Below are 25471 nucleotides of genomic sequence, written 5' to 3' on the forward strand. Positions count from 1 at the left end.
TCCTCTTATATATGCAGCAAATATCCAGATCTTGAAGATTCGATTGCTCCACCCGGCTTGTGGCGTGAAACACTTGAAGCACAATCCCCAAAGAAGCAGGGCGTATATAAAATCGTAATCGATTCCGAATTTGGAGCAAGTTTAGTATGGAAGTCCGCTATACCAAAAAGAAACCCATATAATCTTACCAGTTTACCGCGCAACCATTCGATAAAAATGATGGACGGGTCCAACACCATGACCCAAGGGAAAGGCATGTTCGATAGCTCCAAAAAGATAATCTTTTGATTTTTGAACCGATGTTTGCAAATCATAGTCCAAGGCTAAATGAGCCGCAATAGCTGATGAAAGGGTACATCCGGTGCCATGGGTATGCTTTTGGTTTAAATGGGGTGCCTTAAACCAAGAAAAATCATCACCGTCAAAAAGGAGATCGTTGGCAGCACCTTTTAAATGTCCTCCTTTAATGAGCACACTCTCCGGACCCAACCGGTGGAGCTCCTGAGCCGCAAACTCCATTCCTTCTTCGTCGAGGGCCTCTATGCCCAGCAGGCAGCAGGCTTCCGGCAGGTTGGGCGTAATGACCCGGGCCATGGGGAGCAGTTCCCGCTTCAGGGTTTCCACAGCCTCCGGCTTTAGAAGAGAGTAACCGCTCTTAGAGATCATTACCGGATCGACGACAATATTGGGCGCCTTCCATTCTTTCAGAGATAAGGCGATTTGTTTGATGATCTCCGGGTTGGAAACCATGCCTATTTTTACCCCATGGACTGGGATATCCTTAAAAACCGCGTCGATTTGAGCTTTGACCATATCCCGATCTATCTCGGCGACTTCATCCACTCCCAGGGTATTTTGAGCGGTCACCGCGGTTATGACGCTCATTCCATAGACCCCCAAAGCGGAAAAAGTCTTCAAGTCTGCTTGGATTCCCGCTCCACCGCTGGAGTCGGAGCCGGCAATGGTTAAAAGATTTTTCAAGTCCCTTCCTCTTCTTCCCTTCCCCAATCTTTAACTGTCTGGAGAATATCCTGAAACGATTCAAACAGCTGTGCTTCTTTGCCCACCTCCTGGCAATGCTGATAAAGCCTGCTTTTGGCAAAGACCTTATCCGCCCTTTCCGCCGGGCAGAAATCGGAAGTCCCATCTCCGATATAGACGGATCTATAACCGGGTTTAAGCAGCTTTTCCATCAGCTGCAGTTTGCAGACCCCACATAGCTCACATTCGCCAGAGCTGTAGGGGGTTTCTACATCAAGTTGGGGAGCAAACAGCAATTTGTTGGCATAGTAAGGCAGGCTCAATCCCTCTCTTTGCAAGAGGTACTCAATATAGAAATCATATCCATCGCTGAGAATAATGAGGGAAAATCCTCTTCGTTCACAAAAAGCGGCAAAATCTGAAAATCTGGGGTCAAACACTGCCTGATCGATAAGCTGGCGAAAAACTTCCGGGTCATTGCTGTTAAACAGTTTAAAGGTCCGGCGGGCGCACTCCAGGGTGGAAAGCTCTTTTCTTTCCCAGCCTTCATTGAGCTCCCGCCATCCTTCCCCAGCCAAGGTTTCTACCAGGAGAGCACACATATCCTGAGTGACAATGGTTCCGTCAAAATCCACGAAGAAAATAGTGTTCAATTCCGCCATAAATCGATCAACCCCTTGGCGGCAGCGCAAGGATCTTCTTGGCTTAGAATGGCTGATATCACCGAAACTCCGTCAATCCCCGTCTCTTTCACCGCACTGAGGTTTGTTGCTCCGATGCCACCGATGCCAACAACGGGAAGACTAACGCCGGCTTTGATTTCCTTAAGCTTTGCTAAGCCGATGGCTTCTGAAGCATCCTTTTTGCTCCCCGTAGGAAATACCGGACCGGCTCCCAGATAATCCGCTCCCATCCTCTCCCCCTGAAGCGCTTCTTCCAGACTGGAAACAGAATAACCAAGGATTTTATCAGGGCCGAGTATATTCCGGACTTTGACGAGGGGCAGATCCTGTTGGCCCACATGCACCCCGTCGGCATCCAGGGCCAAGGCCAGGTCCACCCGATCATTGATGATCAGAGGTACTCTGAATTCCGCCGTCAGCTCTTTTATTTTTACCCCAATTTCATAAAACTCCCGGGAATTCGTCTCTTTCTCCCGCAATTGGAGCAACGTCACTCCACCCTCCAGAGCTTTTTTTATGGATAATAAAAAATCTTTCGATCCGACCAGAATTCGATCCGTGACCAGGTAAAGGCTATAATCTACAGCCATTGCACCCGCCCCCTTTTCTCGATCAGTGCATCATCCACCAGGCTGATCTGGTCGATGAGGTGAGCCCGGAATGTTCCCGGCAATTCCCCGCCGGATGTCTCCTGAGCTAATTCTCCCGCCAGAGACATGGTCAGCAAAGCGGCAACCGTTGCTCCGAACGCGTCTTCATAAGCTCCGCAGAAACCGGCCACCAAGGCCCCGGCCATGCAGCCGGCCCCCGTGATCCGGGTCAGCATCTCTGTCCCATTTTCGATTAAGCAGGCTCTTTGTCCATCGGCAACGATATCCACTTTCCCTGTGGCCGCCACGACGCAGCCATAAGCTCTGGCCAGACTTTGACAAGCTTCCAGGCCATCATTCCCTTCATCCAGGGAATCCACCCCTCTGACTCTGGCTGCCAATCCGGCCAAAGCCTTGATCTCACCCAAATTCCCTTTGATTACCGTAAAGCGGCCAAAATGACGCAGCCTTTCGATCGTTGCTTTTTTACGGGGAATGGCTCCACAGGCCACCGGATCAAGGATAACCGGAATCCCTTTTAACGTTGCTCCCCGGATAGCCAGATAAACCGCCATTTCCTGTTCTTTGGTTAAGGTTCCTAAGTTAAGGTATAGGGATCCGGCAAGCTGACTAAACTCGAATACTTCATCCGCTGCTTCGCACATAGCCGGTGATGCTCCCACCGCCAGCAAACTATTGGCGCAGTCGTTGACCGTAACCACATTGGTAATGGCATGGACCAGGGGGGTTTTTTGTTTGAGGGCTTGAAGAGCTTCTGTTAATTTTTCTTTCATGATCCTATCCCTTCTTTTCCTTTAAAATTTTATCATTTAATTCCCGTAAAATTAATTCCCGTTAAATTGATTTCCTAAGTTTGAGAGCTTTTTGTCTTACCTAAGTAAGATCAGCGTTTTTTAGCAGCCTTTAAAAGGTGTCCCCATATAGTCGCTGATTAATTGATAGGCGCAGAATTTTCCGCACATGGTGCAGCGCTCCTGGCTGTCTTCATTTTTGGCTTTTCGCATTCGCCCCGCTTTTTCCGGATCAATGGACAGCTCGATTTGTTTTGGCCAATCCAAGGCTTTGCGGGCTTTGGCCATTTCCAGATCCCATTCCCAGGCTCCTTTAATGCCTTTAACCAGATCGGCTGCATGAGCTGCGATGCGGGCAGCGATCACCCCTTCTTTGACATCCTCCTCCGTAGGCAAACCAAGATGCTCCGCAGGGGTGACATAGCAGAGGAAGTCCGCACCGCTGGAAGCTGCGATAGCTCCGCCAATCGCTGATGTAATATGATCATATCCCGGAGCCACATCGGTGACCAAAGGGCCTAAGACATAGAAAGGAGCATTATGACAGAGGGTTTTTGCCAACTGCATATTCGTTTCAATCTGATGGAGAGGAACATGTCCGGGGCCTTCGACCATAACCTGCACCCCTGCTTCCTGAGCCCGTTTGACCAAGCTTCCCAGAGTGATCAGTTCTTTAATTTGGGGGCCGTCTGTGGCATCGGCTAAGCAACCTGGCCGGAGGCCATCTCCCAGACTCAGAGTAACATCATAGTGCAAAGCGATGTTTAACAGGCGGTCGTACTGCTCGAAAAGGGGGTTTTGTCGCTGATGATGCAGCATCCAGGCGGTAATAAAGGACCCTCCCCGGGAGACGATATCCATCACCCGTCCCTGTTCCCGGAGTTCCTGAATGACCTCTAAGGTTACGCCACAGTGAACCGTGATAAAATCAGCTCCGTCCCGGCAGTGTTTTTCGATCCCGGCAAATATTTCATCATCCGTCATTTCCACTAAGCCCCGGCCGGCCTTGTGAGTATCCACCATGACCTGGTATAAAGGCACCGTTCCCACCATGACCGGACTATCCTGGATAATCCTGCTTCTGATCTCATCAATATCTCCGCCTGTACTTAAATCCATGATGGAATGGACACCGGCCGCCACAGCAATCTCCAGTTTGCTCAGCTCAGGGGCTAGCTCCGGATAGGCATCGGAGGTTCCGATGTTGGCGTTCACTTTCGTAGACAGACCCTTGCCGACTGCCATGGGACGAAGTCCCTGATGGTTGATGTTGCAGGGTAAAACCGCTTCCCCTATGGCGATTTTCTGCCTCAGTTCCTCCCCGGTAATTCCCTCGAATTCAGCTGCTTGGACCATTTCTGGAGTAATGATTCCTTTTCTTGCTTCTTGCAGTTGAGTCAATGAAACCACACCTTCCTTAATATAAATAAAGATATAAAAAAAGGCGGATATAAAAAATACAGACCGGGTAGGTCTGTATTCTAATAAACATATCGTTATTATCCACCTTCCCTACGCTGGCATTACCCAGATCAGGTTAAGGGTCAAAGGATTCTTGGGTCCTTTATCTCAGCCGACCTTATTCGGCCCCCCTAGTGATTATGCAGTTACAATTATTGGCACCTAAAGTATATCACATGTTATACGGAATTAAAAGAGAACCGGCTGATTTTAGACATTTTCAGCTATAGAGTAAATCAACTTCTCCGTGCTCTCCCAGCCTAAGCAAGCATCCGTAATGGATTTTCCATAGATGTTTTCCCCGATGCCCTGCCTTCCTTCCTCCAGATAGCTCTCGATCATCAGCCCTTTGATCATCTTCTTCAGCAGGGAATCATACCTACGGCTGTACAGCACCTCGCCGGAAATACGGGGCTGCTCATAAAAGCACTTCATGGAGTTGGCATGATTCACATCCACGATAATGGCCGGATTAACCAATTCCAGTCTTTCATATTCCCGAGCGGTCCGAATCAGGTCTTCAAAATGATAATTGGGGATATTTTCACCATTGGCATTCACAGCCCCTCTTAACACGGCGTGAGCATAAGGGTTCCCAGTGGTTTCAACTTCCCAGCCATTGTAGATGAAAGAATGATTGCTGTGTGCTGCAATCAATGAATTAAACATCACGGTCATATCGCCGCTGGTGGGGTTTTTCATGCCCACCGGAAGTTCAATACCGCTGACGGTGAGACGATGCTGCTGGTTTTCCACGGAACGGGCACCGATGGCCACATAGCCCAGGACATCGGCAAGATAGCTGTAGTTCTCGGGATAGAGCATCTCGTCAGCAGCCGGCATCCCAAATTCCGATATGGCGCGGATATGCAGGCGGCGAATGGCTTTAATCCCCTCGCACATATCCGGGGCCTTTTCCGGGTCCGGCTGATGAACCATCCCTTTATACCCTTCCCCTGTGGTCCGGGGTTTGTTGGTATAGATCCGGGGCACGATGAGGAGGGTATCCTTGACCTTTTCCTGGACTTTGGCCAATCGTTCAATATACTCACAAACGGGATCTTCATGATCGGCGGAGCAAGGACCGACAATCAATAAGAACCGTTGATCTTCATTGGTCAGGATCTTCTTCATCTCGTCCACCCGTTTGTCCCGGAGCTCAGCCACTTCTTTGCTTAAAGGCAAATGGGCAATAATTTCTTCCGCCGGCGGTAATTTCTTGATAAAATTCATACTCATAGATCAACACCTCTACTCTTCTCCATATATGGCAAACTGATATAGTTACAAGTATAAATCTACCCTATAAAAATCGCAAGAAAAAATCCACTTATATATAACAATTCTTTTGGGTTTATTGTTATAACTTTTTAAGCAACCGACAAAAGGTTGAGCAGTCATAAAAATCTGACGGGCATAACATCACCCGCCAGATCGCTGCTTTCTGCAGTCCCTTTATCCTGACTTAATTGAATCAATATAAATCTCCTTGGCTGACAATTAAAAGCCGGTCCTACACTACATGAATTCTTCATCCCTATATTTATTCTTTTCCTCCAAAATCTTTCCGGTAAAGAACAATGGAACAAATGACGCCTAAACAGATCATGATCACCTGAAGCCAAAGGGTTACTTGAAATGCATATACGGGATATGGTTTTATCCCATCAGAAACGGCATTGATGATAATTCCCCAAATCTGTTGAAAAAGTCCTGCTCCAAAAATCCAGGCAAAGCTGTTCACGATTCCCATCGCAGTCCCTAAACGGGATGTGGGCATGACTTCACGAATATAAATAAATGTGGTGGAGATAACCAGCATCTGCAATGACCCCATTAAGAAATTAAAAAAGCTTAACTCTGTAATGCTTATGGTTGCCGGTTGCAAAGCAATCCATAGCCAGTTAAACAAAAACAAAATACAACCCAATACCATGGTTTTCTTGGAGCCAATCTTTCTGACCACTGCACCGCTTAGGATACATCCTGCAAAGAGCCCCCATGCATACCAGGACAGAATATCCCCACTGATCTCCTTGGATAATGTCAGGGCGTCGGTCAGATAGATGCCTTCCCACATGGAGCCGAAAGTCTGGGAACTGGAGTTCACACCGAGAGATAGTAAACCGATTAACCATAAGACAGGCATTTTGAGTACGGCAGTAAAGGGAACCTTTTCTTGCCCGGATTCTTCACTTATGGCGGCAACCACTGCAGTTTCCCCATGGAGTTCATCCGGTGTAAGCAACCCTCTTTCCGCCGGCTGATCTCTCAATAAGATATACGTTACCACTGCCAATATCAAGGAAAAAACTGCTATGCCGAATAAAGCTGTTCTCCAGCCCGTAAAACTCATTAATGTGCGTAGCGGCGCTGTGCCCAGGACGCTGCCCAAAGAACCCAGTCCCATAAATATTCCCCAAAGCATTGGATATTGGCGGGTCGTAAACCAAGCAGAGATTATTTTTGCCCCACCGATCAAAAAACCAGATACGGCCACGGCCAGAAGGATTCTACCGATAATTAATACTGTAAAATTTTCAGCAAGGCTGAAGACCAGTGAGCCAATGGCCGCTATGATAAGAATTGCCGTCAGTCCCCGGCGGGCGCCTAAACTATCCAGCATAGTGCCTACCGGCGCTTGCGCAAAGGCATAGATCCAGGTAAAGGCCATACCCATGAAGCCGAAGGCAACCGCACCCAAGGATAGGTCTGCCATTAAATCGGGTCCCATAATAGCCGGCGTAATCCGATGGAACAAGGTAAGCATATAGCATAAAACGCAAATGACATACATGGGCCATTGTAAAATTTTCAATTTGTGAAGCATAGAACTTCTCTTGGAATTGTCCATTAAATTCCCTCACTTTCTAAACGGTACGGATAGTGACCTTCACTACGGACAATTAAGCTCCAAAGTCATTACCATAGCATCTTCAGGCGGATCGGTGTAATAATTTTGCTTGGTATCTCCAGGCAAGAACCCTATCTTCTTATAGAAGCTGCAGGCAATTGTATTTGAGGTGCGGATTTCCAAATTTAAGCGTATCACCCCACGGGGTTTCATCCACTCCAGCACTTGCCTGATAAGATATGAGCCATGCCCTTTGGCCCGGAAGTCAGGATGTATGGCTAATCTTGTTATATATCCTTCATCAAAAATCAGCCATACACCCAGATAACCCAGAAGTATGTCATAGGAATACAGGCAAAAGTAGTAAGCATCTTCGTTATGCCTAAGTTCTGTGACAAAGGCTAAGGGCGACCATGGCGAGGGAAAGGATCTTAGTTCGATTTTCATCACATCTTTGAGATCCTCTTCACACATCAATTTAATGATTAAAGGACCATGGGCAGCTAATTTTCTTACCTTGTTTTTTTCCTGCATTTTATATAGTCGAAAAAATTCTTCATCGGGACCTGACTCCAGCCATTGATGCCAAACTGCTTGAACGCTGTATAGTCCGTAATGCCATTGATAATACTCCGGAAGACTCCTCTCCTTATTTTTTAAATACTCTGCAGCAGGCAGGGAATCCCCACTAACCAAAATTCGGTTGTCTTCCAACTCCACTTCTTTCCTTAACTCTTCAGTGGTCAGAATATGGGGCTCCTCCAAACACACCGGAATTTGCCGGCAGGAATCCCATTGATAGCTGACTTTAAACCACAGAGATTGAGCTGGATTTTGGATGACCGCCAGCCCCTTTTCACAATCCTGAGCCGCCCACCCTAACATATCCAAAGACAAAACACTGATCAAAGGGATTTTCAATTCAGCGGCCAGAAGATGCAGCTTTTCACACACTTCTGATTCCCCTACTTCTGATGAATAAGCGGCTTTCACAATACCTGCAAAGTCCATATCCGTCAGCTGTGAACCCAATCCATGCAGCAATCCTGCCAAGAGCATTTTAAAGTCCACCGAGGGAGCCTGGTGAAGAGAAATTTGTGTTTCTCCCAACAGTTTTCCATTCTCGCCCAAGGCAATCGTCAGTATTTGAGCGGTCTTCATCATTGCGCAATATTTCATCGGTTACTCCTTACTACTATTACTCCATGGGGTTTAAGGGCTTTGCAGGCGGAGGAGTATTTCTATAACAGGCTGCAAATTCTCCAGTGTCAGGAGCGCTCTTACTTTTACCACAAGGATTGGCACATAATAAGCCGCTGTATGAACATCTGATGACTGTAATTTCCGGTCCGGTCAACCGGGCCCCACACTTTTTACACTTAGGGTCGATTGAATCGGGAATAGTGTGTTTACCACAATGGGTGCATTTAACCGGCTTGGGCATAGGAGGTTTGCACCGTCCGCAATAGGGATTGCAGATCCAACATGTTAAAAGCATTTCTCTCCCACTTTCCTGGCTAAAAACCAAAGCATTGAAGTCAAGGGCGTGTATTCTATATAAATTTACTGAACACAAAACACAATAGGGAGGCAACAATGATCATGCCTAGACAGATTGGGAAAACCTTTCTGATCACGGCTTGCTCTTCCCCTACTGCATCAATGACGGCAGCGGCATTTTGAAGTTTTCCGGGAGAAATTACGCTGGCCAGCCCAGCTCCGATCCCAGTGGCGGCTGCCACCACTAAAGGATTCAGGAAGAGTTCCTTAGCAGCAATAAAGTTGTATTTGGCAAACATCCCCAGGGCAGCAGCTTCGCTGGAGGTAACAAACCCGCCAAAAAGACCAAGGGGTGCGACAATTAATGGATAAACCCAGTCGAAGATCCTTGCCGACTCGAGGGCCAGAACAGAAACCATATTATGCATGGCATCCGTAACCTGCCAAACCTCTCCAACAGGCTGTAACCCGGTGTTGTTCATCAATAAGCCAAGGGCAAAGAAAACAGTCAGGGAGATCAGAGGTTTAGGTGCTCTCCTGCCAAACTTGATCAGGCTTCGCTTAATTTGGGTGCCTGTCGGCTTCAACCAGATGGCGGAAACGATTGTGCCGACCAAAACCCAAAAATAAGCGTTCCAAAATACCCGGAGGTAAATCTTCTGACCTGGAATGATCTGAACCGGCATTCCTAAGCGGAGGGTTAAGAAATCATGAACAGGCTGATAGAAATTAACAAAAAATAAAAGGCTAATCGTCAGGAGCCAAGGCGAAAAGGCAGCCCATAAACTTCTTTCTTTCTCGACCTGTAAATCCTCATCGTTAAGAACACTGCGATCAAGAATTTTATAGCCCTTTACCTTGAGATACAGGCATTCAACCAGGATCACCAGGACTCCGGCAATCACCCCGGTTAAGACGATGCCTGGATGAAGGGCAGGAACATATGCTATGGCGACCGCTGTTAAACCGGCGATCAAACCGCCTGCCAGCGCCGGGAAGAATCCTGCCCCCATCAGCTCAGTTCCCCCCACCAAATACAGCATGGCAAAGGCGATTAAGGTGGAGATAATCGGCAGATAGAGAGCAAATATTTGCGACGCTTCAATCAGGGAGACTCCTGTTATATCGGAAAAAGCGACAAGCGGGGCACCAAGCATGGAGTAAGTGCAAAGGGCATCAAAACCAAGGGCCGGGAGAGCAATGGCCATAAAGTTGGAATACCCTAAGCCTTTTAATACGGGAGGTAAAACCGCCACCGGTGTTGCACCGGCAGAAACCAAGGTGGTTCCGGCGCCAAGATTGATGATCATGATTTGTGAAGCCTTATTGGTAATCGCTACCGTCTTTAAGAAAGTACAAATTCTCCTTAGCGCACCAGTCTCCTCCATAAAGCAAATTTGCAGTAAAGTAGCGGCACACACGATCGTGACCGGAAATGATTGGACGACGCCTGCCAGGCTGGCCCTGATACTGACCGCCAGAGAAGTTGAGAAGAAGGCAATAGCAATCATAACGCACAGAGCCCAGCCGATCAGTGAAGCAATATGAACAGGCGTATTTCTCCAGGCAATCAGAAGAAAAATGACGATGATGGGAAGTAAGGTCATGATACTTAGAAAACCCATGCCCATTTGTTTTCCTCTCTTTTCACCATTGAATTCACTCTTTTGTGAAAGTCAGAACTTCTTCAGTCACAGTGAGCTATTGGCAATAATCAACGGGGAGGATCAAGATCCCCATGAACCACAGGGACCTGACCCTAACCTATTGCGGTTTACTTTTTAGGTTTTTCTGCTCCGCACTTTTTACATGCTGGTTCTTTGGTAGAGTTGAAGGTTTCACATTGACTGCATTTCCAGATCAATTTCTCGGTCGGCGGCGGTCTGAAACCACCTTTTTCCTGACGACTCATTGAAAAAAGACCTCCTTTTTGTGTAAGCTATACTTTACCTTGAAAATAAAACCATGTTTGGTTTTTCAACCAGCTTTTTGGATAGTTCTTCAAGGGTCCCGTAGTACATGATTCCTGACTGGCAATGATGGACACAAGTCGGCAACCTGCCTTCCTTCACCCTATCTTCACAGAGATTGCATAACTCTGTGGGTAGAGGCAAATAGGTCCAGGACCATTTGCCGTAAACATTTTCCCGGGGTCCGTCTTCCAATACTTTGATGCCAAATTGTCCTACAGGTAACCCTAATTCCTTTTTGCAGGCTACCTCACAGGTATGACAATTGGTACAATATTCATAATCGATGAGAATCCCGTATTGAGCATTATCTTTTGACATAGCCAAACCCCCCTAACCTTGTCACAATTTCAGTGGGCGTTACTTGATCATTCTCGGGTTCAACCTTATAAACCTTGCAGATCGTGGATTTATAAGGAGCGCCATAATGGGTCGGACCATGGACTCCCATGGTGGTTAAGTTGTTCGAGTTACTGTCAAATACTCCAAACAGGATCGGCTCCGCACCTTCCTTTTCGGGGAACCACCAGCCATGACGCGCTCTGACCACTTTGGGATCCAGCCCATAATTAAATTTAACCTGCTGTTTGCATTTACCCCGTTTATTTTCGATCCAGGCCCAATCACCTTCCTGGAGACCGAGTTTTTGCGCTGTTTCCGGATTAATGTCCATCTCAGGCTGGGGATGAACTTCCCGCATCGTGGGGAGCTGGCGGTGTTCAGAGTGGAACAGCCCAATCTGCCGGTGTCCTGTGGTCAGAATGAAAGGATACTCCTTCATGAGCTCAGGAGTGGAGTAAGGCCCTTCATAGGGCTCCATATGGTGGGGCAGCGGGTCAAACCCCCAAACATCAAACAAAGGCGAAGAAACTTCATATAAACCTGTTGCAGTAACAAAGCCCGGCTGCCCATCCTGGCGCAACAGGCCTTTTTCATATTTCTTGTAGGTATGGTTCCAATCCCACCAGTCATAGACTTTATGGGTCAATGCTTCAAAGTCATAGTCTACACCGTTGCCATCATCGTAGAGCATATCGGTGAGGAGATCACGAACGTTTTCGTATTTGTTAAAGTATTCAGGATTGATCCTCTTGCCCAGATCCAGCACGATCTGTTCATCGGCTTTGCTCTCAAAATAGGGTTCGGCTGCTTTGGTAATGGTTCTTAAAGGCTGCCACCAGGATCGGTAGCTATCGCGTTCCACGCTCATGGCTGCTGGCAGGACCAAGTCGGCAAAGGCTACTGCAGTAGGTGTCATGTAGTAATCGACCACAACCGTATAAGGCACCTTCTTCCAGGCCGCATAAACTCTGGGCGCTTCACCGGCCATATTGGCGATAGGATTGCTGCCGTGAACCCATAGCATTTGAACAGGGTAAGGCTTGCCGGATTCCATGGTCTCCAGAAGTTTATCAGGCGGAATAAACGGTGTATATCCGGATTCGTGGATGGCAGATTCATAAGTTCCAATCCGTTTTTGCAGCATTTCTTCAGAAATGCATTCAAGGCCGCAGCCATATTTTTTCGAACTGTTATAAGCATAGCGAAGGAGAATATTACCGCCGGGAACATCCAAATTTCCTGTAATTGCGACCATATCCGAAATGGCGGCAGAGGCTTCCATACCGGCGATTTGCATGTCGATGGCCAGACCCCATTGAACTCCTGCGGGTTTGGCTTTAGCATACATACGAGCGGCTGCGATGATTTGCTCTTTGGGAATCCAGGTAATTTCCGCTGCTTTTTCCACAGAATATTCCTGAACCCGCTCGACTAGTTCATCAAAACCGTAAGTCCACTGCTCCACAAAATCATGATCATAAAGGTCTTCGCTGATGATGACATTGAGGAAACCCAGAGCCAAGGCACAATCGGTACCGGGCCGGATTTTCAACCATAGATCGGCTTTAGCTGCCAACCAAGTCAAGGCGGGGTCAATCACAATCAGTTTGGTGCCCAGTTTCATTAGATCAACCAGCCAGTGCCCGACAAAGCCATCCCCATTGGAGGCTAAGGGCTCATTTCCCCAGACGACAACGACTTCCGGTACTTTCCATTCAGGGTTGTCATAACGCAAGGGATGAAACTGAGAAGCATCGAGAACCCAGCAGTCTCCCTGCTTAATCAAGTTGGCTGTCATGCGGGGCTGGTAGCAGGAGTCGGCGCTGAGGAAGCCAAAGGAAAGGTTAGGGCTGCCAAATACGGCGCGGGTAATCATCGCCGGCTGCCACATACAATTGCGGCCGGTTCCGACTAAAGATACGATGCCTTGAGGACCTGTTTTCTGTGAGATTTCTTTATGCTTTGCTTCAATCCAGTCGTAAGCTTCATCCCAGGAAACCCGTTTCCATTTATTCTCGCCTTTTTTCCCCACTCTCATGAGCGGCCATTTCAGGCGATCGTTGTTATAGATTTGTTCCACCATGTTAATACAGCGCAGGCATAGTCTGCCTTGGTTATAGCTGAAATTGGGATCACCTTCGATTTTTGCCAATTTACCGTCTTTGGTGTAGCAGAGAACACCGCAGCCATTGTGACAACCGGGTCCTGTCCAAACTGAGGTACGGGTGACTTCATATTCCCCTTCTTGCCAGCGCCAATCCTCTTTGTAAAGATCCTTGCTATACTTGTTAATCATGAACTGTTTTTCCCTCCTTAATTTTTAAATAGAGATGTGTAATAAGATAAAAACGGCTCTATAGAACCACCTCCTTGTAGTGAATGTTTGAGATATTATTCTTTATTGGAGTCAGGTTTTTCAGGCTTTTCAGGCTTTTGAGGAGCTCTATGCGGCGCTCTTTGTGGCCCAGCAGGACCTGCAGCGCTCTCTTCCGGCTCAGGTTCAGGCAGCTCTGCCCCACACTTCTTACATGTTTTATTGGTTGGTGGATTAAAGACATTGCACTGGGGGCATTTGGTCATCAACTTAGTAAAGGTTGGGGGTCGGAAACACATGTTCTGATTCCTCCTTTGCTCTTAAGATTTGGTTTTGATATTTGTACATTGTGATATATTGCATTTTTCGTGCCAGGTTCGCAAAGGCCTTGGTTGGGCTATTTCAAGCAAACCACCTCATCCTTAAGGAATTGCAAACCGACTGATTTTAAGAAACACCGTTTGCTTTCGAGAAAGAAAAGGGCCAATACAAAAAACTCTATAAACGGTAAAGAAAACCCGGCTTCGCCGCTCCTTTTAAACATGCCTTCAGAAAGGCGACGCCGTTGGTTGCACTTATGCTGGAAGAAAGTATGCAACTAAGTTATACTTTCTGAAAGTGCAAAAAGGGCTTCTCCCTGCACTCAGCTGTTCAGGAGAAGCCCTTATGTTGAGATCACTATTCAGTTAATCAGAATTCTTGAAGGTTCCCATATTTATATTAAGCTCTTTTGCTTTGCGATACAGTGTTGACTTAGCCATTCCTAATAGTTCAGCAGCTTTGGTAATATTGTTTCTGGTTTTATAGAGGGCATTTTCAATAAGTATTTTCTCCATAACATCAATTTTATAGATGTTTTCGAGAGTGTAATTGCCGGTCATATCGATAGGCTCCCTATAATTGTCTGCTGTTGGATGAGAAGCGGCATATAATGATTCGGGCAAATGCCTGCATTGGATTAAATCCCCTTGAGCTAAATTCACTGCATAAATGACACTATTTTCAAGCTGTCTGACATTTCCAGGCCACCCATAACTTTTTAGAACCTCAAGAGCCTCTTCACTGATGAGGGGAGCCTTACGCTTGATCTTGGCACAGTATTTAGCGATAAAATAATTTGCCAAAACCTCAACGTCATTATCCCGCTTTCTTAAAGGTGGAAGCTGAATGGAAAGGATGGATAACCGGAAAAACAAATCACTTCTGAATAAATTTTCATGGCTCATCCTCTCCAAATCCTTATTCGTGGCTGCAACCAGCCTGAAATCAACCTTTTTATAAATGTGTCCTCCAATTCGCATCACTTTTTTATCTTCGAGCACTCTTAAGAGGATAGCCTGGACTTCGAGGGGCATATCCCCTATCTCATCAAGAAAAAGGGTGCCCCCATGAGCAAGTTCTATTTTCCCCGCTCTGCCTCTGCGTTCAGCGCCGGTAAAGCTGCCTCCTTCATAACCAAACAGTTCGCTCTCAATAAGTTCTCGGGGCATTGCCGCACAGTTTACGGCGATAAATGGTCCTTGGGGACGATGGGCATTATGGATGGCTTGAGCAAAAAGCTCTTTACCTGTCCCACTCTCCCCGGTCAGAAGGATATTCTCGTTGGATAAGGAGAAGCGTTTTCCCAAGGAAATCGTTTCTTTGATGGCGTTGCTTTTACCAATGATTTTGTCAAAGGTATAGGTAGCAAAGGCTCCTGTTCTATTGGTAACAAGGGCATTGATCATTTCCATCGGATTAACTCTCAAAACCGCACCGTTGGGATAGTTGCCATGTTTATCAAGAGGACGTATAAGTACTAAATAACTTTTATCATGATTATTGCTGCAACTTGCTTCCTCAATATCAATGGTTTCATTGTTCCGAACCGCCTCGCCAATCTGGGGGCCTAAAAAACGATCGATAGTCCTGCCGATGATCTCTTCTTCAGGAGTATTGAAGATATTGACGACTTCTTTGTTGATCGTAATTATTTTCCCCCTGTTATCCGTAATAATTATTCCCTCCTCAATCACGGATAAAATGACTTCCTGCATATGATGAGCGCTTTTCAGCAATTGATAACTCTTGGTAAAACGCAGCTTGTTTTCTACGGCTACCGCCATAGCGGTGATGAGACCCAGGGGATAGGTGCTTAAATAATAGGAGTCGTGGGACAAGGGAAAATCAATATGGTAGCTTACAACCAGGTAGCCGATGATTTCGTTATCTTCATTGGTCAGCGGTGCTGCAGATGTACAGGAATTTTGAAAGACAGTACAGTAGTGTTCGGGCCCGACAATATATACCGGCTTTTTTAGATGCATACTTAAAACATGAGCACAGGTACCGACGGTTGCTTCCGACCATACCTGGCCTACTATGGAGCTCTCCGGGTGATCCTCAGAAATTAACTTGATCTTTTCTCCTTCATGACTCAGCAAGACACCATTCTTATCAAATAAATAAAGGGCATAATTGGAAGTCATGATATCCTTTATTTTTAAATCGATAAAAACGGCTTTGGTAATTCCAATCAGGTCTTTGTTTTCAGCCAGGATCTTGGCTATTTCGTTAGAATTCAAATGCTCGGCAAGACTGCTTTTATAAGGATTGACTCCTAAATCATGAGAGCGCAACCAGGATTCTGCTACTTCAAGTCTAATACCAGCGTACTCCTTGGGAGCAATGGTATTGTTTTGCAAAAAAATTTTTTTACATTCCAGTAGTTGCTCCCAACCTGTGTTTGTTAGAATTAAATTATGTGCATCATGCAAATTTTCTTTAGTATCTGGCATTCCTTATCCTCCTTAAATTTTTTCGATACTCTACAAAATGCATGGCTCCATCGTGAAAGTTATCTCTAGTTCAATGACGAAGAATACTATCCTGCTCATTGTTTATTTTTAATTCTAACATAATTTTTGGACTTTTTACAAAAAACTTACTAATGCATTGCATGTTATTGGGATAGGTGCTGTTGCCACATTAAAGCAGCTTTCCTCCAATGCGCTTTCTAAAAAGAGATGAGATCCGGTAAGCATGTCCCTCCTATAGAGTAAATAAACCAGACCTTTAACTATGAATGAAAGGTCTGGTTTATTATAGTTATTGTTTCATCTAAGAGCTATTCAGTCAGCCAACCATCACCAAAAACCCACTTTATGGCGTCTAATACAGATGGGCTAAGCCTAGCCTTTTTAAATTCATATTGTTTGGTTAATTCCACAAACTGGTCGGCTTCACTTTTGAGAACTTTGGCAAAGAAAGCATTTTCATGATCAGCATCCTTAATAATCAGCGGATTAAGGGCGCTCTCGTTTAACGCTGACTTTAGCTTGTAGAAACTTCTCCGATTTTTTCCTACAAAATACCCGTAATTGGGGTGATCCCTTACACAGTCTTCCTGAAAACCTGAACGACTCAGAACTTCTGGCATATGATTCACACACCTTCCCCATATGATATTGACCATGGCGGAAACTAAAAAATGCTCTATTCCATTATACTTATCCTTTGTAAGACACATGTTATGTGTTTTTTAAGATTGGTTGAAGCATTGCAAATGAAAACCAGACCTCAGATAGATCTGAAGCCTGGTGATGGTCTTTAGAAGGGAATTGGCAGGTCAGTCATGGCTAAATGGTGAAGCCTGTAATTCCACTTCAATCAATAAATCTTCACTGACACTTATTTGCTTCTGATAGCTTGCATAGGCGCTGAGCCCGGTGACATAAAGCTGGTAATCCCCTTTGGTTACCTCTAAGCGGGCTTTTCCCCATTCATCAGTCTGACTTCTATAGGGCTGAAGGATTATGGAGGCTCCCTGAATCGGGGTCCTGTCCTTGTCAGCCAATACCTCCACATTGACCGTACACTCCGGTGGATTCATCACCCGGAAGCCAAAGGTTCCTGTAGTTTCCAGATGTTGTGCCGCCATATTCGGCTCGGGAAAGTTGACCTGCCATGTGTAGAAGCCTTCCTGACTGGGGGCAGGCACTTCTACTTCTGTCCAATATAAAGCTTCCGTGTCTGGCAAGGGCTTATCCCCTAGTTTTGCCGAAGCTATTTTAAGGTTTTCCTGGTTAAAAATCTCAATCTCCCGTTCTGCAAGCCGGCAATCTGCTGAGCACTTCACTCCCACCTTGAATTTTATATGGTCATTAACCACTGCCGGTGATGTCACATCCCATACGGCCATGCTGGTAACATGAAGAGGCTTTACAATGAAGGGAATCGGCAGCGATCTCTCCAGATGGGCAATGCCCTCTTTTTCCTGCTCCGGATAGTGGGCTTTCCAGACATAGGTGCCTGGCAAAGCCGGTGCTTTAATAACAAGCGGATCCGTTGCAAAAGCCGAGCCCATAGGTATGATCAGGGCAGCTTCCTTGACCACCTGTCCTTTATGATCGATGATTTGGATCGTATCTCCTTTAAAATTGCATCGCTCAGGACAAGTAGCTCTCACCTTGATAGTTATAAAAATTCCTGGGCTTATTTCTGCAGGGGGAGCTTCAACAAGATCAAGAATTACCTGATGAACCATCACAGCCTCACTAAAAACTTCTTGCGCAGCAATCATCATCTCATCTGCCATCGCTCACACTCCAGAATATTGTGACAGTCTTTAAAAAACTCGTCTGCTGTTACTCCCAAGAGCTTTCTTTAGCGGCATTCTCCCCGGCGATGCGGGCAACGGTGGCATAGTTCCCCAAAGAACCATGGGGACGTCTCCACCCCATAACATTGCCCAACTCCCCTGCAGCATAGAGATGAGGAATGACTTTTTCCTGGTCAATGGTAATGCTTCCGTCAATGGCCTTGCTACTGTATCCGGCAAGTTGATCAGCCTGTTCAATGACCTGGGATTTGGGATTAACCCGGACGCCATTGCGTTGGGTATGACGGATCAACGATGCTTTCAGACCGTAGAAAGGCGGTTTGGCAATTTTAAACAGGGCAGTTTTGCCAAAGTCTTCATCCTTGCCGGCATCCACGAAACCATTGTAACGGTTGATGGTTTTTTCCAATTCTGCTGCAGGAATTCCCATCTTTTCCGCCAGTTCAGGGATACTGTCGGCTATGGCGATGCAGGCCGGATCAAACATAAGGCCCTTCTTGGGGTTGGGGTTCTTCAAGCTCTCGATCGGCCACTTCAAAGCTTCCGCAGTCTCGGAATCAGCAATTGCCCAAACATTGCGAGGGTGGGGCAGGCTCAGGTATTTGGCTGTGTAGGGCCATTCCGGATTTTCATTCAAACTGCCGGCTTCCCCTTTGGCCGGATCAGCCTTTCTGGTCCCTTCCATTTCGTCGATATAACGGGCACCATCATTTTTTACCAGAATGACCCGCTCAAAAAATGCGTCAGTGCGCGGAATTCCTTTGCCATCAGCATAATAGGCTGCTGTTTTAAAGTCGGGCGGTTCCCACCCCCAATAGGACCGGGAGCCGTAGAAGAGATAAATGTAGGAAGTAAAGGACATATCGCTGAAACCGGCTCCTACTTCTGCAGCAGCCAGATGACCGTCCCCGGCACTGTCCACAAACAATGTGCCGTCGGCCGGGGTACCGCCGTCGCCAAAGCAATCCGGCCCCACAACCCGCGGATCCCAGGCTTGAGCCATGCGGTAGTTGTCGGTCCAGGTTCCTGTGCAAAGGATAACCCCTTTACGGGCTTTAATATTAATCGTTCCCTCGGTCGTTTCCACAGACACGCCTAAAACCGGGCCGCCGGGTTCACGATAAACCTTCTTCATCCGGTGTTTGAGAAGAATCGGCACTCCCATCTCCTGCAGCTTTTTCTCCCAGACTGTGGTCCAGGCCAAACCAAAACTCATGGGGCTTTTAGGTTTAGCATCGTAAACATCCGGATTGGCTGCCGGATAGTGGGAGCGGCCTACCCGATGCACTTCCGGGCTGGAATTCCCTACGGTGGGGTACCATTTAAAGCCCATAGATTCCATCCATTCGATAAGTTCCGGCCCTCTTTCCACATAAGTGCGAATCAGTTCCGGGACGCCCCGGTAGCCGCTGGCTTTCATTTCATCTGCAAACCAGTCGTCCAGGGTATCCTGCATTCCCGCTTCCTTTTGAATCCGGGTACCGCCTAGAATGGCATGTCCCCCGGCAGTTTTATACAGGCCGCCCACCCAATCATTTTTTTCAAGGATGATCACATCTGCCCCCGCATTTTTGGCTTCAATAGCAGCGGCTAAACCGCAACCGGTACCGACAACGACAACATCCGTTTCCTTATCCCACTTTTCCGGCAGCCAGGGCTTGGCCTCAGCAGCTTGGGGCTTTACTTCAGCTCCCCCTGGTGTGCTTTGGCTGCAGCCTGAGAGCAGGAAGCCGGCACCAACAGCCGTACCGGCGGTCATAATACCTGCATTCTTTAAGAAATCCCGACGAGAAAGTCTTGCCCTTTTCAGTTCTTCTTTCTTTTCTTTAGACATTCTTAAGCCTCCCTTATCTTTTTAGGTACCCGTTGCAACATCCTTGACCTCCAGCTACCACCCCCATTCATCGTCAAGTCATCGCCAAAGAAGGCGAATCAGCAGCACTCCCACTATGCCCACTAAAATTATTGATAATTTGTAGAGGTACTGCTCTTAGAATGATTAGTGATTGATTTAATTTTCACATATATTCTATTGTATATGCCGCAACCAATACTTTTAAGATTCGGATTCGATACTATTTATTGGGGATTTAAGCAGCGGTTAAAGTTGATGATTAGAAATTGTTGCTAATCTGAAACTTTACATGATGAAGATACACTATCCCTGCCAAAAAAGTCAATATCAACTAGTTAAAACTTTCACACAATATATGTTGCTTTAACTAACAATAGTTTTCTTTTCTACATTATTTGATAACTCTCCATTAATTCAGACAAGTGTTAACATCTTTCTTCACATCTTTACTGCTCTTTATTTGATTAATACTAAAGGGATCCAGGGTGCTTACCCGATTAATAAAGCGTTCTTCAAAGGAGTAGGGATAAATATTCAAACTGGTCTCCTTTTTGCCTGAAAACTCTTCGATATAGAACTCAGCGGTCACCAAGCCCTGCTGACTTAATATCTCCAGAGTAATCAAAATATCTTTGTGCCTGTTTTGATGATGATCGAGAATCTTAACCAGATACCAGCAATAGTCATCTTCCAGGATTTCAAACTTCTCTGCATCAAGCCATGTATAGCTGGTCATGCACTCTTTAAAGGTCAGCCGGGAGCCAATGTTGGGGAAGCCTCCCTCTTGGGAATCAAAAAAAGAAAGGTTGATACGCAGGTTTTTGAAGGGCAGCGGGAAACCCAAATAGACCTTGGAATCCACCATCCGAATACAGGAGGAGATGGCAGCCAAGGTCACCACACTTATCCCTAAGTTGACGCGATCCGCATCCACGATTTCCTCGACGGTTGGCAGGCGGCCTACTTTGCTGGTGCTTTTAAGTTCCTCAAAGATTTTCAGGATAAAGTACAGGGTAAAAGAGACGGTCAACAGCCAGCCGCTGAAGATGAAGGCTTTTTCAAAAAGAGGGCGTTCCGACATGATGAGGCTGAAGCCCATCGTGGTCCAGATCAGGATGCAGAACCCCAGGGCATATTGGACAAATTGGATAATAATCTTGGAAAAGCCATGTTTTTGGTTGATGATTTGTTCATAGAGAATGAAGCTGCGGAAGACTTCTTTGCCAATCGTGCCTTTCTCATGAAATAAATTCTTCTCATAGGGCAACGCAGCCAAGGTCCAGAGGATTTCCCGGCTGCGCTGCACATTATGTTGACTGTTCATAGAGATAAAGATGGACATAAGCCCTACCAGGGACAAAATCCCCGTCCCAAAGCTAAGCAGAATGGTGAGTGTTGAACCGGTCATGACTGTACTCCTTCAAAAACGGCATAGTTTTAACAACTTTCCTAGTCTTTCCGAAGGTGAGTCATGTCATCCATCTAGTTTCTATAATTGCTCTCCTGTTCTTCAGGCAGGTTAACAGGATACGGGCTCAGGTCCAAGAAGAAGTCTTGCCCTTTAACATTTTTGTAAAACTCTTTGACGCTTTCCATGATTCTCTTATCCATTTCAATTCCTCCTTAATAGACAAGACAGACACCCATAATGAATATGAAACTCTAAAAATAGTATGGATGAGTCTGAGTTCTATTATTTAGGGAATTGAATCCATGGTAAGAGTGTCCATGGAATTTTTTAAGTGACAATCCGATCTTAATCTAATGCAAAATAGACAAATGAATAATAAAGCATGAAGTTTAGACCAATGTGAGGCTTTTTTAAATCCCCTCGTTTGACAATGTTTGGATAAATAGGCATAATATTTATTAATTAGATATACAATCCAGGATAACTCAAATTCTGAATACCCAAAAGAAATGCTTTTGATCAGCACTTCTATATGTTGTATTATATTGGAAATTATTCTGGTAAGTCCAATCAAGAAGGGTGGTGATTCTATAGGATGGTAGTTCGAGCCATTTACAATTTTGTTGTTGAAAGGGGTTTTTCTTATGAAAAAAAATTCGCTATAAGAGCATTATCCTTTGTTGCTTTTATCACTTTAGGCCTGTTCCTTAGTGTTCCAGTTTTCGCTGCTTCTGTGAACATTTCGAAAGACGATACTATTTCAACTGTTGAAAAAGCTATCGTATTGTTTTATGAAAACAAAGATATGGGCGCTAATAATGATTTGAGCAAAATTATGGATACTGACATAAGTTCTTATCTTGCAGATAAGGCTAACACTCATCAGTATGCTACTAGCCTTAATCAAACTGATAAGGAAAATTATTCTATTCAGGTTAAACTTTTAGAAAATGAAATGTCTGAAGATTTTCTTAAAGTTAAGTTTCAGGTCATTACTACGTATAATTATGCAAGTCATTATACTATGCTTGGGGAACGACCTGATATATCAACTGTAAGCGAAGTAGTATACGTTGTCTATGACCGTGTCAAGAATTTAATCACTGATTTTTACTGCCCTACCAATTACTATGATATAGCAGTTAGAGACGAGGAAGCTAATATTTCAATGGAAATGGCAACTCGTAGTGCTTATCCTTTTGCTATAACTGCTAATGTAACTGCCCGACAAGAAATGCTGAAAAATGATATCTATAAAGTATATGAAGAGCAAAATTCTAAACTTAGCAGTATAATACCATCGCGAACAAGCTTTTTGAGTCCCAACGCTATCTTAGCATATGCAAGGGCAAACTATGATAAAACTAATCCCAGTAGTGGTAATGGTACAGTTCCTTATTTTGATTTTTCAGTGTACTCGGGAAACTGGGATTGCACAAACTTTGTTTCACATGCATTGTTAGCAGGAGGCGCTAATGTCTATGATACCGGTGGAAGCGGCATTAGCAGTACTGGTTGGTACTTCAGAGATGATGGCAATAGAAGTTCTTCATGGAGTGGTGTTCCTGAGCTGTATAATTTCTTGATAAGTAATACTCATCCGAATACTCCTGCTGGTTATAGCTATGCTTACAGTAATAATCCAGGTTTATGGTCAGTAGGTGATATCGTTCAGTTCAGATTCTCTGGAGACTCTGTGTATTCTCATTCGACGATCATAACGCGTAAGGTGTATTCAGCAGACCAGGCTAGAGCTTATGCTTATGTGACAGGCCGAACGGATCGCTATAACTACAACGACAATGATCCTGTTGACAATATGGCTCCTGGTGGAAGTAAGCGCACCATATATGTATATAATTATTAATTTTTTTACAACTAACCACCTGGGGCTGCCGCAATGTTGCGGCAGCCCTTTCTTTTTAACTGAAGGTGTAGCTACAAAAAAATGAGTTTTCTAACCCAAGGGGGAATCAAGAAAGTGTTGAAGGATAAAAAAATTATGCCCGGAGTGATTGCTGTTGTCATACTTATTGTCATAGCAGCAATAAGTACTAGTTTTAGATCGGACCCAAAAGAAGGTGAATATAAGATGCCGATTGAACCCACTGTTGCCGAATGGTCATCCGATCAGAATATGGGAGCGCATCTGCCCATCCTCGACTATGCTTCCGATAATATCGTAATTTTTCATAGCTATCTCGGACTGTTTGTCTATAATCTTGATTCACAAAAGCTTATATGCAGCCTAAACTTACAGTCGATCGGCTGTGCGGACGATTCCTGTGTTGTCTCCGTTAGCAAAGACGGAAATACAGTACAGCTCCATCCTGGTGCCAGTGAAAGCATGTACGTCTATACCATTTCAAAGAATAACCTGGTGAAAACAGCTTATAAGCCGATGGAAGAACCGTTTGACGGATTGGTTTCAATCCTGGACGTGATGGATTTTGATAAAATCGGCAATTATAGTCACAATGCCGTTATATTCAATAATGGTGAGTTTGGCTGTTTGCGTGCATCTGAATGGACAGTGAGTTCTCTAACTTATGTTCGCGGAGATAGGGTTCACGAATTGTTTAAATAAAAATAAATGAATCTATATTGCAGAGATGCCGGCGAAGGAAAGCGTGCTAAAGACAGGAGAGAAGCAGGTGTGTAAGGGGTGTGACACACCTACTTCTCTTCGCTGGCTATTCTTCCATGATATCGACCATCTTGTTGACATAGCGGTTGAGAAACTGAGTAATAGATTTAAAAACACCTTATTGCTTTAATTTTTAATGGAGATGCCTCAAATGACAATCTGATCCTCACCATAGATCATATATTTCATGGTGGTCAGCGCTTGCAGCCCCATAGGTCCCCGGGCATGAAGCTTCTGGGTACTGATGCCGATTTCCGCTCCGAAACCGAAGCGGCCGCCGTCGGTAAAGCGGGTAGAGGCATTGATATAAACGGCTGCGGCATCCACCTCATTTAAAAACCGCTGGGCTATGGTGTAGTTCTCGGTGATGATGGTTTCCGAATGCTTGGTTCCATACTGATAAATATGATCCATGGCTTCATCCACATCTTTGACCACTTTAGCACTGATGATCAGATCCAGATGCTCTATTCCCCAATCCTTTTCTGTAGCTTTGATAGCATAAGGCAGGATAGCGCAGGTCTTTTCACAGCCCCGTATCTCCACCCCATAATCCCGGAATTTTTCTCCCAGCAGAGGCAGAAATTCCTGAGCTACCGCCTCATTCACCAATACGGCCTCCAGGGCATTGCATACTCCGGGTTTTTGGGTTTTGGCATTGAAGACAATGCTGACCCCTTTAGCCAGATCGGCATCCCCATCCACATAAGCGTGACATACTCCGGTCCCGGTCTCAATGACCGGGACTGTGGATTCCCTGACTACCGTCTCAATGAGCCCTGCTCCCCCTCTGGGGATGATGACATCCACATACCCGTTCATTTTCATAAGCTGCCCGACCCATTGCCGATCCGTATTCTCCAGGAGCTGAATGCAGGCCGTCGGCATACCCTGGCTTTCCGCAGCCGCAGCGATCACCTTGCTTAAAACTTTATTGCTCTCAATAGCTTCGGAGCCTCCCCGGAGAATGACCGCATTGCCGGACTTCAGGCAGAGAGCCGCCGCATCTACCGTCACATTGGGACGGGCTTCATAGATCATGGCCACCACACCTAAGGGAACACGGGTACGCTGAATACGCAAACCATTGGGGCGGGTCCAAAACTCCCCTTCCCCCACTGGATCTCCCAAATTCACCACTTCTTTAAGGGAATCGCTCATTTGGCGGATTCCTTCCGAGGTTAGAGCCAGGCGATTGACCAAGGATTTTTTGGTTCCCTTTTGAATGGCCGCCTCTACATCTTTCTGATTGGCCTCTAGGATCTCCTGTTCATGGCTCAGCAGGGCCTCCGCCATCGCCAGAAGAGCCCTATTCTTGGCGGCGGTGCCGACATAAGCCAGCTTACGGGCGGCATCTTTAGCTTTTTGACCGATTGTGATCAGTTCCGGTGCAAAATCCATCCTCATCGTCTCCTTTCAATCCGAATTTGAAAAACGGGACCTGTCCCCTT

The 25471-nt window shown here is 45.8% G+C and carries 21 protein-coding genes and 1 riboswitch; of the genes, 2 read left to right on the forward strand and 19 right to left on the reverse strand.

Annotation, left to right across the window (positions count from 1 at the left end):
* Nucleotides 1-192: 192 nt before the first annotated feature.
* From thiD to BUA14_RS28795, 18 genes are all read right to left on the reverse strand, one after another.
* Nucleotides 193-981 (reverse strand): bifunctional hydroxymethylpyrimidine kinase/phosphomethylpyrimidine kinase, encoded by a 789-nt coding sequence (gene thiD / locus BUA14_RS19795; RefSeq protein ID WP_072774173.1) that lies wholly within the window; start codon nt 979-981, stop codon nt 193-195.
* Nucleotides 978-1643 carry an MtnX-like HAD-IB family phosphatase gene (locus BUA14_RS19800; protein WP_072774174.1) on the reverse strand — a complete coding sequence of 222 codons (666 nt, stop codon included), beginning with the start codon at nt 1641-1643 and terminating at the stop codon, nt 978-980. Before BUA14_RS19800 ends, thiD begins: the two co-directional genes overlap by 4 nt.
* Nucleotides 1631-2254 (reverse strand): thiamine phosphate synthase, encoded by a 624-nt coding sequence (gene thiE / locus BUA14_RS19805; protein ID WP_072774175.1) that lies wholly within the window; start codon nt 2252-2254, stop codon nt 1631-1633. The genes BUA14_RS19800 and thiE overlap by 13 nt, the downstream gene beginning before the upstream one ends.
* Nucleotides 2245-3048, reverse strand: coding sequence for a hydroxyethylthiazole kinase (gene thiM, locus BUA14_RS19810; protein ID WP_072774176.1), 804 nt, complete (start codon nt 3046-3048; stop codon nt 2245-2247). Before thiM ends, thiE begins: the two co-directional genes overlap by 10 nt.
* A 120-nt stretch (nt 3049-3168) precedes the next feature.
* On the reverse strand, nt 3169-4467 hold the full coding sequence (thiC, locus tag BUA14_RS19815) for a phosphomethylpyrimidine synthase ThiC (protein ID WP_072774280.1): 1299 nt from the start codon (nt 4465-4467) through the stop codon (nt 3169-3171).
* A 90-nt stretch (nt 4468-4557) separates the two neighbouring features.
* Nucleotides 4558-4670, reverse strand: a riboswitch (TPP riboswitch).
* A 67-nt stretch (nt 4671-4737) separates the two neighbouring features.
* Complete coding sequence (locus tag BUA14_RS19820) at nt 4738-5766, reverse strand: 3-deoxy-7-phosphoheptulonate synthase (RefSeq protein ID WP_072774177.1); 1029 nt, start codon at nt 5764-5766, stop codon at nt 4738-4740.
* Nucleotides 5767-6070: 304 nt separating this feature from the next.
* On the reverse strand, nt 6071-7357 hold the full coding sequence (locus BUA14_RS19825; protein WP_242954698.1) for an MFS transporter: 1287 nt from the start codon (nt 7355-7357) through the stop codon (nt 6071-6073).
* A gap of 66 nt (nt 7358-7423) precedes the next feature.
* Nucleotides 7424-8560: a ribosomal protein S18-alanine N-acetyltransferase gene (gene rimI / locus BUA14_RS19830; RefSeq protein WP_072774179.1), complete on the reverse strand. Its 1137-nt coding sequence runs from the start codon at nt 8558-8560 to the stop codon at nt 7424-7426.
* Nucleotides 8561-8934: 374 nt separating this feature from the next.
* A complete protein-coding gene (locus BUA14_RS19840; RefSeq protein ID WP_072774181.1) occupies nt 8935-10512 on the reverse strand; it encodes an L-lactate permease in 1578 nt (525 codons plus the stop codon).
* Nucleotides 10513-10655: 143 nt separating this feature from the next.
* Nucleotides 10656-10793, reverse strand: a complete 138-nt coding sequence (locus BUA14_RS28065; protein WP_005816662.1) for a hypothetical protein — start codon at nt 10791-10793, stop codon at nt 10656-10658.
* 34 nt (nt 10794-10827) lie between these two features.
* Nucleotides 10828-11172: a 4Fe-4S dicluster domain-containing protein gene (locus BUA14_RS19845; protein WP_005816664.1), complete on the reverse strand. Its 345-nt coding sequence runs from the start codon at nt 11170-11172 to the stop codon at nt 10828-10830.
* A complete protein-coding gene (locus BUA14_RS19850) occupies nt 11159-13489 on the reverse strand; it encodes a molybdopterin-dependent oxidoreductase (protein WP_072774182.1) in 2331 nt (776 codons plus the stop codon). Before BUA14_RS19850 ends, BUA14_RS19845 begins: the two co-directional genes overlap by 14 nt.
* A gap of 704 nt (nt 13490-14193) precedes the next feature.
* The gene (locus BUA14_RS19865) at nt 14194-16284 is read right to left on the reverse strand and encodes a sigma-54 interaction domain-containing protein (RefSeq protein ID WP_072774184.1); all 2091 of its coding nucleotides are present in this window, start codon (nt 16282-16284) and stop codon (nt 14194-14196) included.
* Between the two features lie 329 nt (nt 16285-16613).
* Nucleotides 16614-16925: a hypothetical protein gene (locus BUA14_RS19870; RefSeq protein WP_072774185.1), complete on the reverse strand. Its 312-nt coding sequence runs from the start codon at nt 16923-16925 to the stop codon at nt 16614-16616.
* Nucleotides 16926-17114: 189 nt separating this feature from the next.
* Nucleotides 17115-18083, reverse strand: a complete 969-nt coding sequence (locus BUA14_RS19875) for a hypothetical protein (protein WP_242954699.1) — start codon at nt 18081-18083, stop codon at nt 17115-17117.
* Between the two features lie 49 nt (nt 18084-18132).
* Nucleotides 18133-19941, reverse strand: coding sequence for an FAD-dependent oxidoreductase (locus tag BUA14_RS19880; RefSeq protein ID WP_072774186.1), 1809 nt, complete (start codon nt 19939-19941; stop codon nt 18133-18135).
* 430 nt (nt 19942-20371) lie between these two features.
* Complete coding sequence (locus tag BUA14_RS19885; protein ID WP_072774187.1) at nt 20372-21370, reverse strand: hypothetical protein; 999 nt, start codon at nt 21368-21370, stop codon at nt 20372-20374.
* A gap of 74 nt (nt 21371-21444) precedes the next feature.
* Entirely contained in the window at nt 21445-21573 is a 129-nt protein-coding gene (locus BUA14_RS28795; protein WP_282433383.1) for a hypothetical protein, read from the reverse strand.
* Between the two features lie 395 nt (nt 21574-21968).
* On the opposite strand from BUA14_RS28795, the gene BUA14_RS19890 reads away from it, so the two are divergent.
* A complete protein-coding gene (locus BUA14_RS19890; RefSeq protein ID WP_072774188.1) occupies nt 21969-23240 on the forward strand; it encodes an amidase domain-containing protein in 1272 nt (423 codons plus the stop codon).
* Between the two features lie 114 nt (nt 23241-23354).
* Nucleotides 23355-23960 carry a hypothetical protein gene (locus tag BUA14_RS19895; RefSeq protein WP_072774189.1) on the forward strand — a complete coding sequence of 202 codons (606 nt, stop codon included), beginning with the start codon at nt 23355-23357 and terminating at the stop codon, nt 23958-23960.
* 207 nt (nt 23961-24167) lie between these two features.
* On the opposite strand, the gene BUA14_RS19900 is transcribed toward BUA14_RS19895, so the two are convergent.
* Nucleotides 24168-25421 (reverse strand): glutamate-5-semialdehyde dehydrogenase, encoded by a 1254-nt coding sequence (locus BUA14_RS19900; RefSeq protein ID WP_072774190.1) that lies wholly within the window; start codon nt 25419-25421, stop codon nt 24168-24170.
* Nucleotides 25422-25471: the final 50 nt, after the last annotated feature.

The organism is Desulfitobacterium chlororespirans DSM 11544, assembly GCF_900143285.1.
Classification (GTDB): domain Bacteria; phylum Bacillota; class Desulfitobacteriia; order Desulfitobacteriales; family Desulfitobacteriaceae; genus Desulfitobacterium; species Desulfitobacterium chlororespirans.

What these genes read in the sequence shown, in the direction of transcription:
- BUA14_RS19800 (WP_072774174.1), bottom strand. Translation starts at nt 1,643, where the DNA reads ATGGCGGAATTGAACACTATTTTCTTCGTGGATTTTGACGGAACCATT.
- thiE (WP_072774175.1), bottom strand. Translation starts at nt 2,254, where the DNA reads ATGGCTGTAGATTATAGCCTTTACCTGGTCACGGATCGAATTCTGGTC.
- thiM (WP_072774176.1), bottom strand. Translation starts at nt 3,048, where the DNA reads ATGAAAGAAAAATTAACAGAAGCTCTTCAAGCCCTCAAACAAAAAACC.
- BUA14_RS19820 (WP_072774177.1), bottom strand. Translation starts at nt 5,766, where the DNA reads ATGAGTATGAATTTTATCAAGAAATTACCGCCGGCGGAAGAAATTATT.
- BUA14_RS19825 (WP_242954698.1), bottom strand. Translation starts at nt 7,357, where the DNA reads ATGCTTCACAAATTGAAAATTTTACAATGGCCCATGTATGTCATTTGC.
- rimI (WP_072774179.1), bottom strand. Translation starts at nt 8,560, where the DNA reads ATGAAATATTGCGCAATGATGAAGACCGCTCAAATACTGACGATTGCC.
- BUA14_RS19840 (WP_072774181.1), bottom strand. Translation starts at nt 10,512, where the DNA reads ATGGGCATGGGTTTTCTAAGTATCATGACCTTACTTCCCATCATCGTC.
- BUA14_RS28065 (WP_005816662.1), bottom strand. Translation starts at nt 10,793, where the DNA reads ATGAGTCGTCAGGAAAAAGGTGGTTTCAGACCGCCGCCGACCGAGAAA.
- BUA14_RS19845 (WP_005816664.1), bottom strand. Translation starts at nt 11,172, where the DNA reads ATGTCAAAAGATAATGCTCAATACGGGATTCTCATCGATTATGAATAT.
- BUA14_RS19850 (WP_072774182.1), bottom strand. Translation starts at nt 13,489, where the DNA reads ATGATTAACAAGTATAGCAAGGATCTTTACAAAGAGGATTGGCGCTGG.
- BUA14_RS19865 (WP_072774184.1), bottom strand. Translation starts at nt 16,284, where the DNA reads ATGCCAGATACTAAAGAAAATTTGCATGATGCACATAATTTAATTCTA.
- BUA14_RS19870 (WP_072774185.1), bottom strand. Translation starts at nt 16,925, where the DNA reads ATGCCAGAAGTTCTGAGTCGTTCAGGTTTTCAGGAAGACTGTGTAAGG.
- BUA14_RS19875 (WP_242954699.1), bottom strand. Translation starts at nt 18,083, where the DNA reads ATGGCAGATGAGATGATGATTGCTGCGCAAGAAGTTTTTAGTGAGGCT.
- BUA14_RS19880 (WP_072774186.1), bottom strand. Translation starts at nt 19,941, where the DNA reads ATGTCTAAAGAAAAGAAAGAAGAACTGAAAAGGGCAAGACTTTCTCGT.
- BUA14_RS19885 (WP_072774187.1), bottom strand. Translation starts at nt 21,370, where the DNA reads ATGACCGGTTCAACACTCACCATTCTGCTTAGCTTTGGGACGGGGATT.
- BUA14_RS28795 (WP_282433383.1), bottom strand. Translation starts at nt 21,573, where the DNA reads ATGGATAAGAGAATCATGGAAAGCGTCAAAGAGTTTTACAAAAATGTT.
- BUA14_RS19890 (WP_072774188.1), top strand. Translation starts at nt 21,969, where the DNA reads ATGGTAGTTCGAGCCATTTACAATTTTGTTGTTGAAAGGGGTTTTTCT.
- BUA14_RS19900 (WP_072774190.1), bottom strand. Translation starts at nt 25,421, where the DNA reads ATGGATTTTGCACCGGAACTGATCACAATCGGTCAAAAAGCTAAAGAT.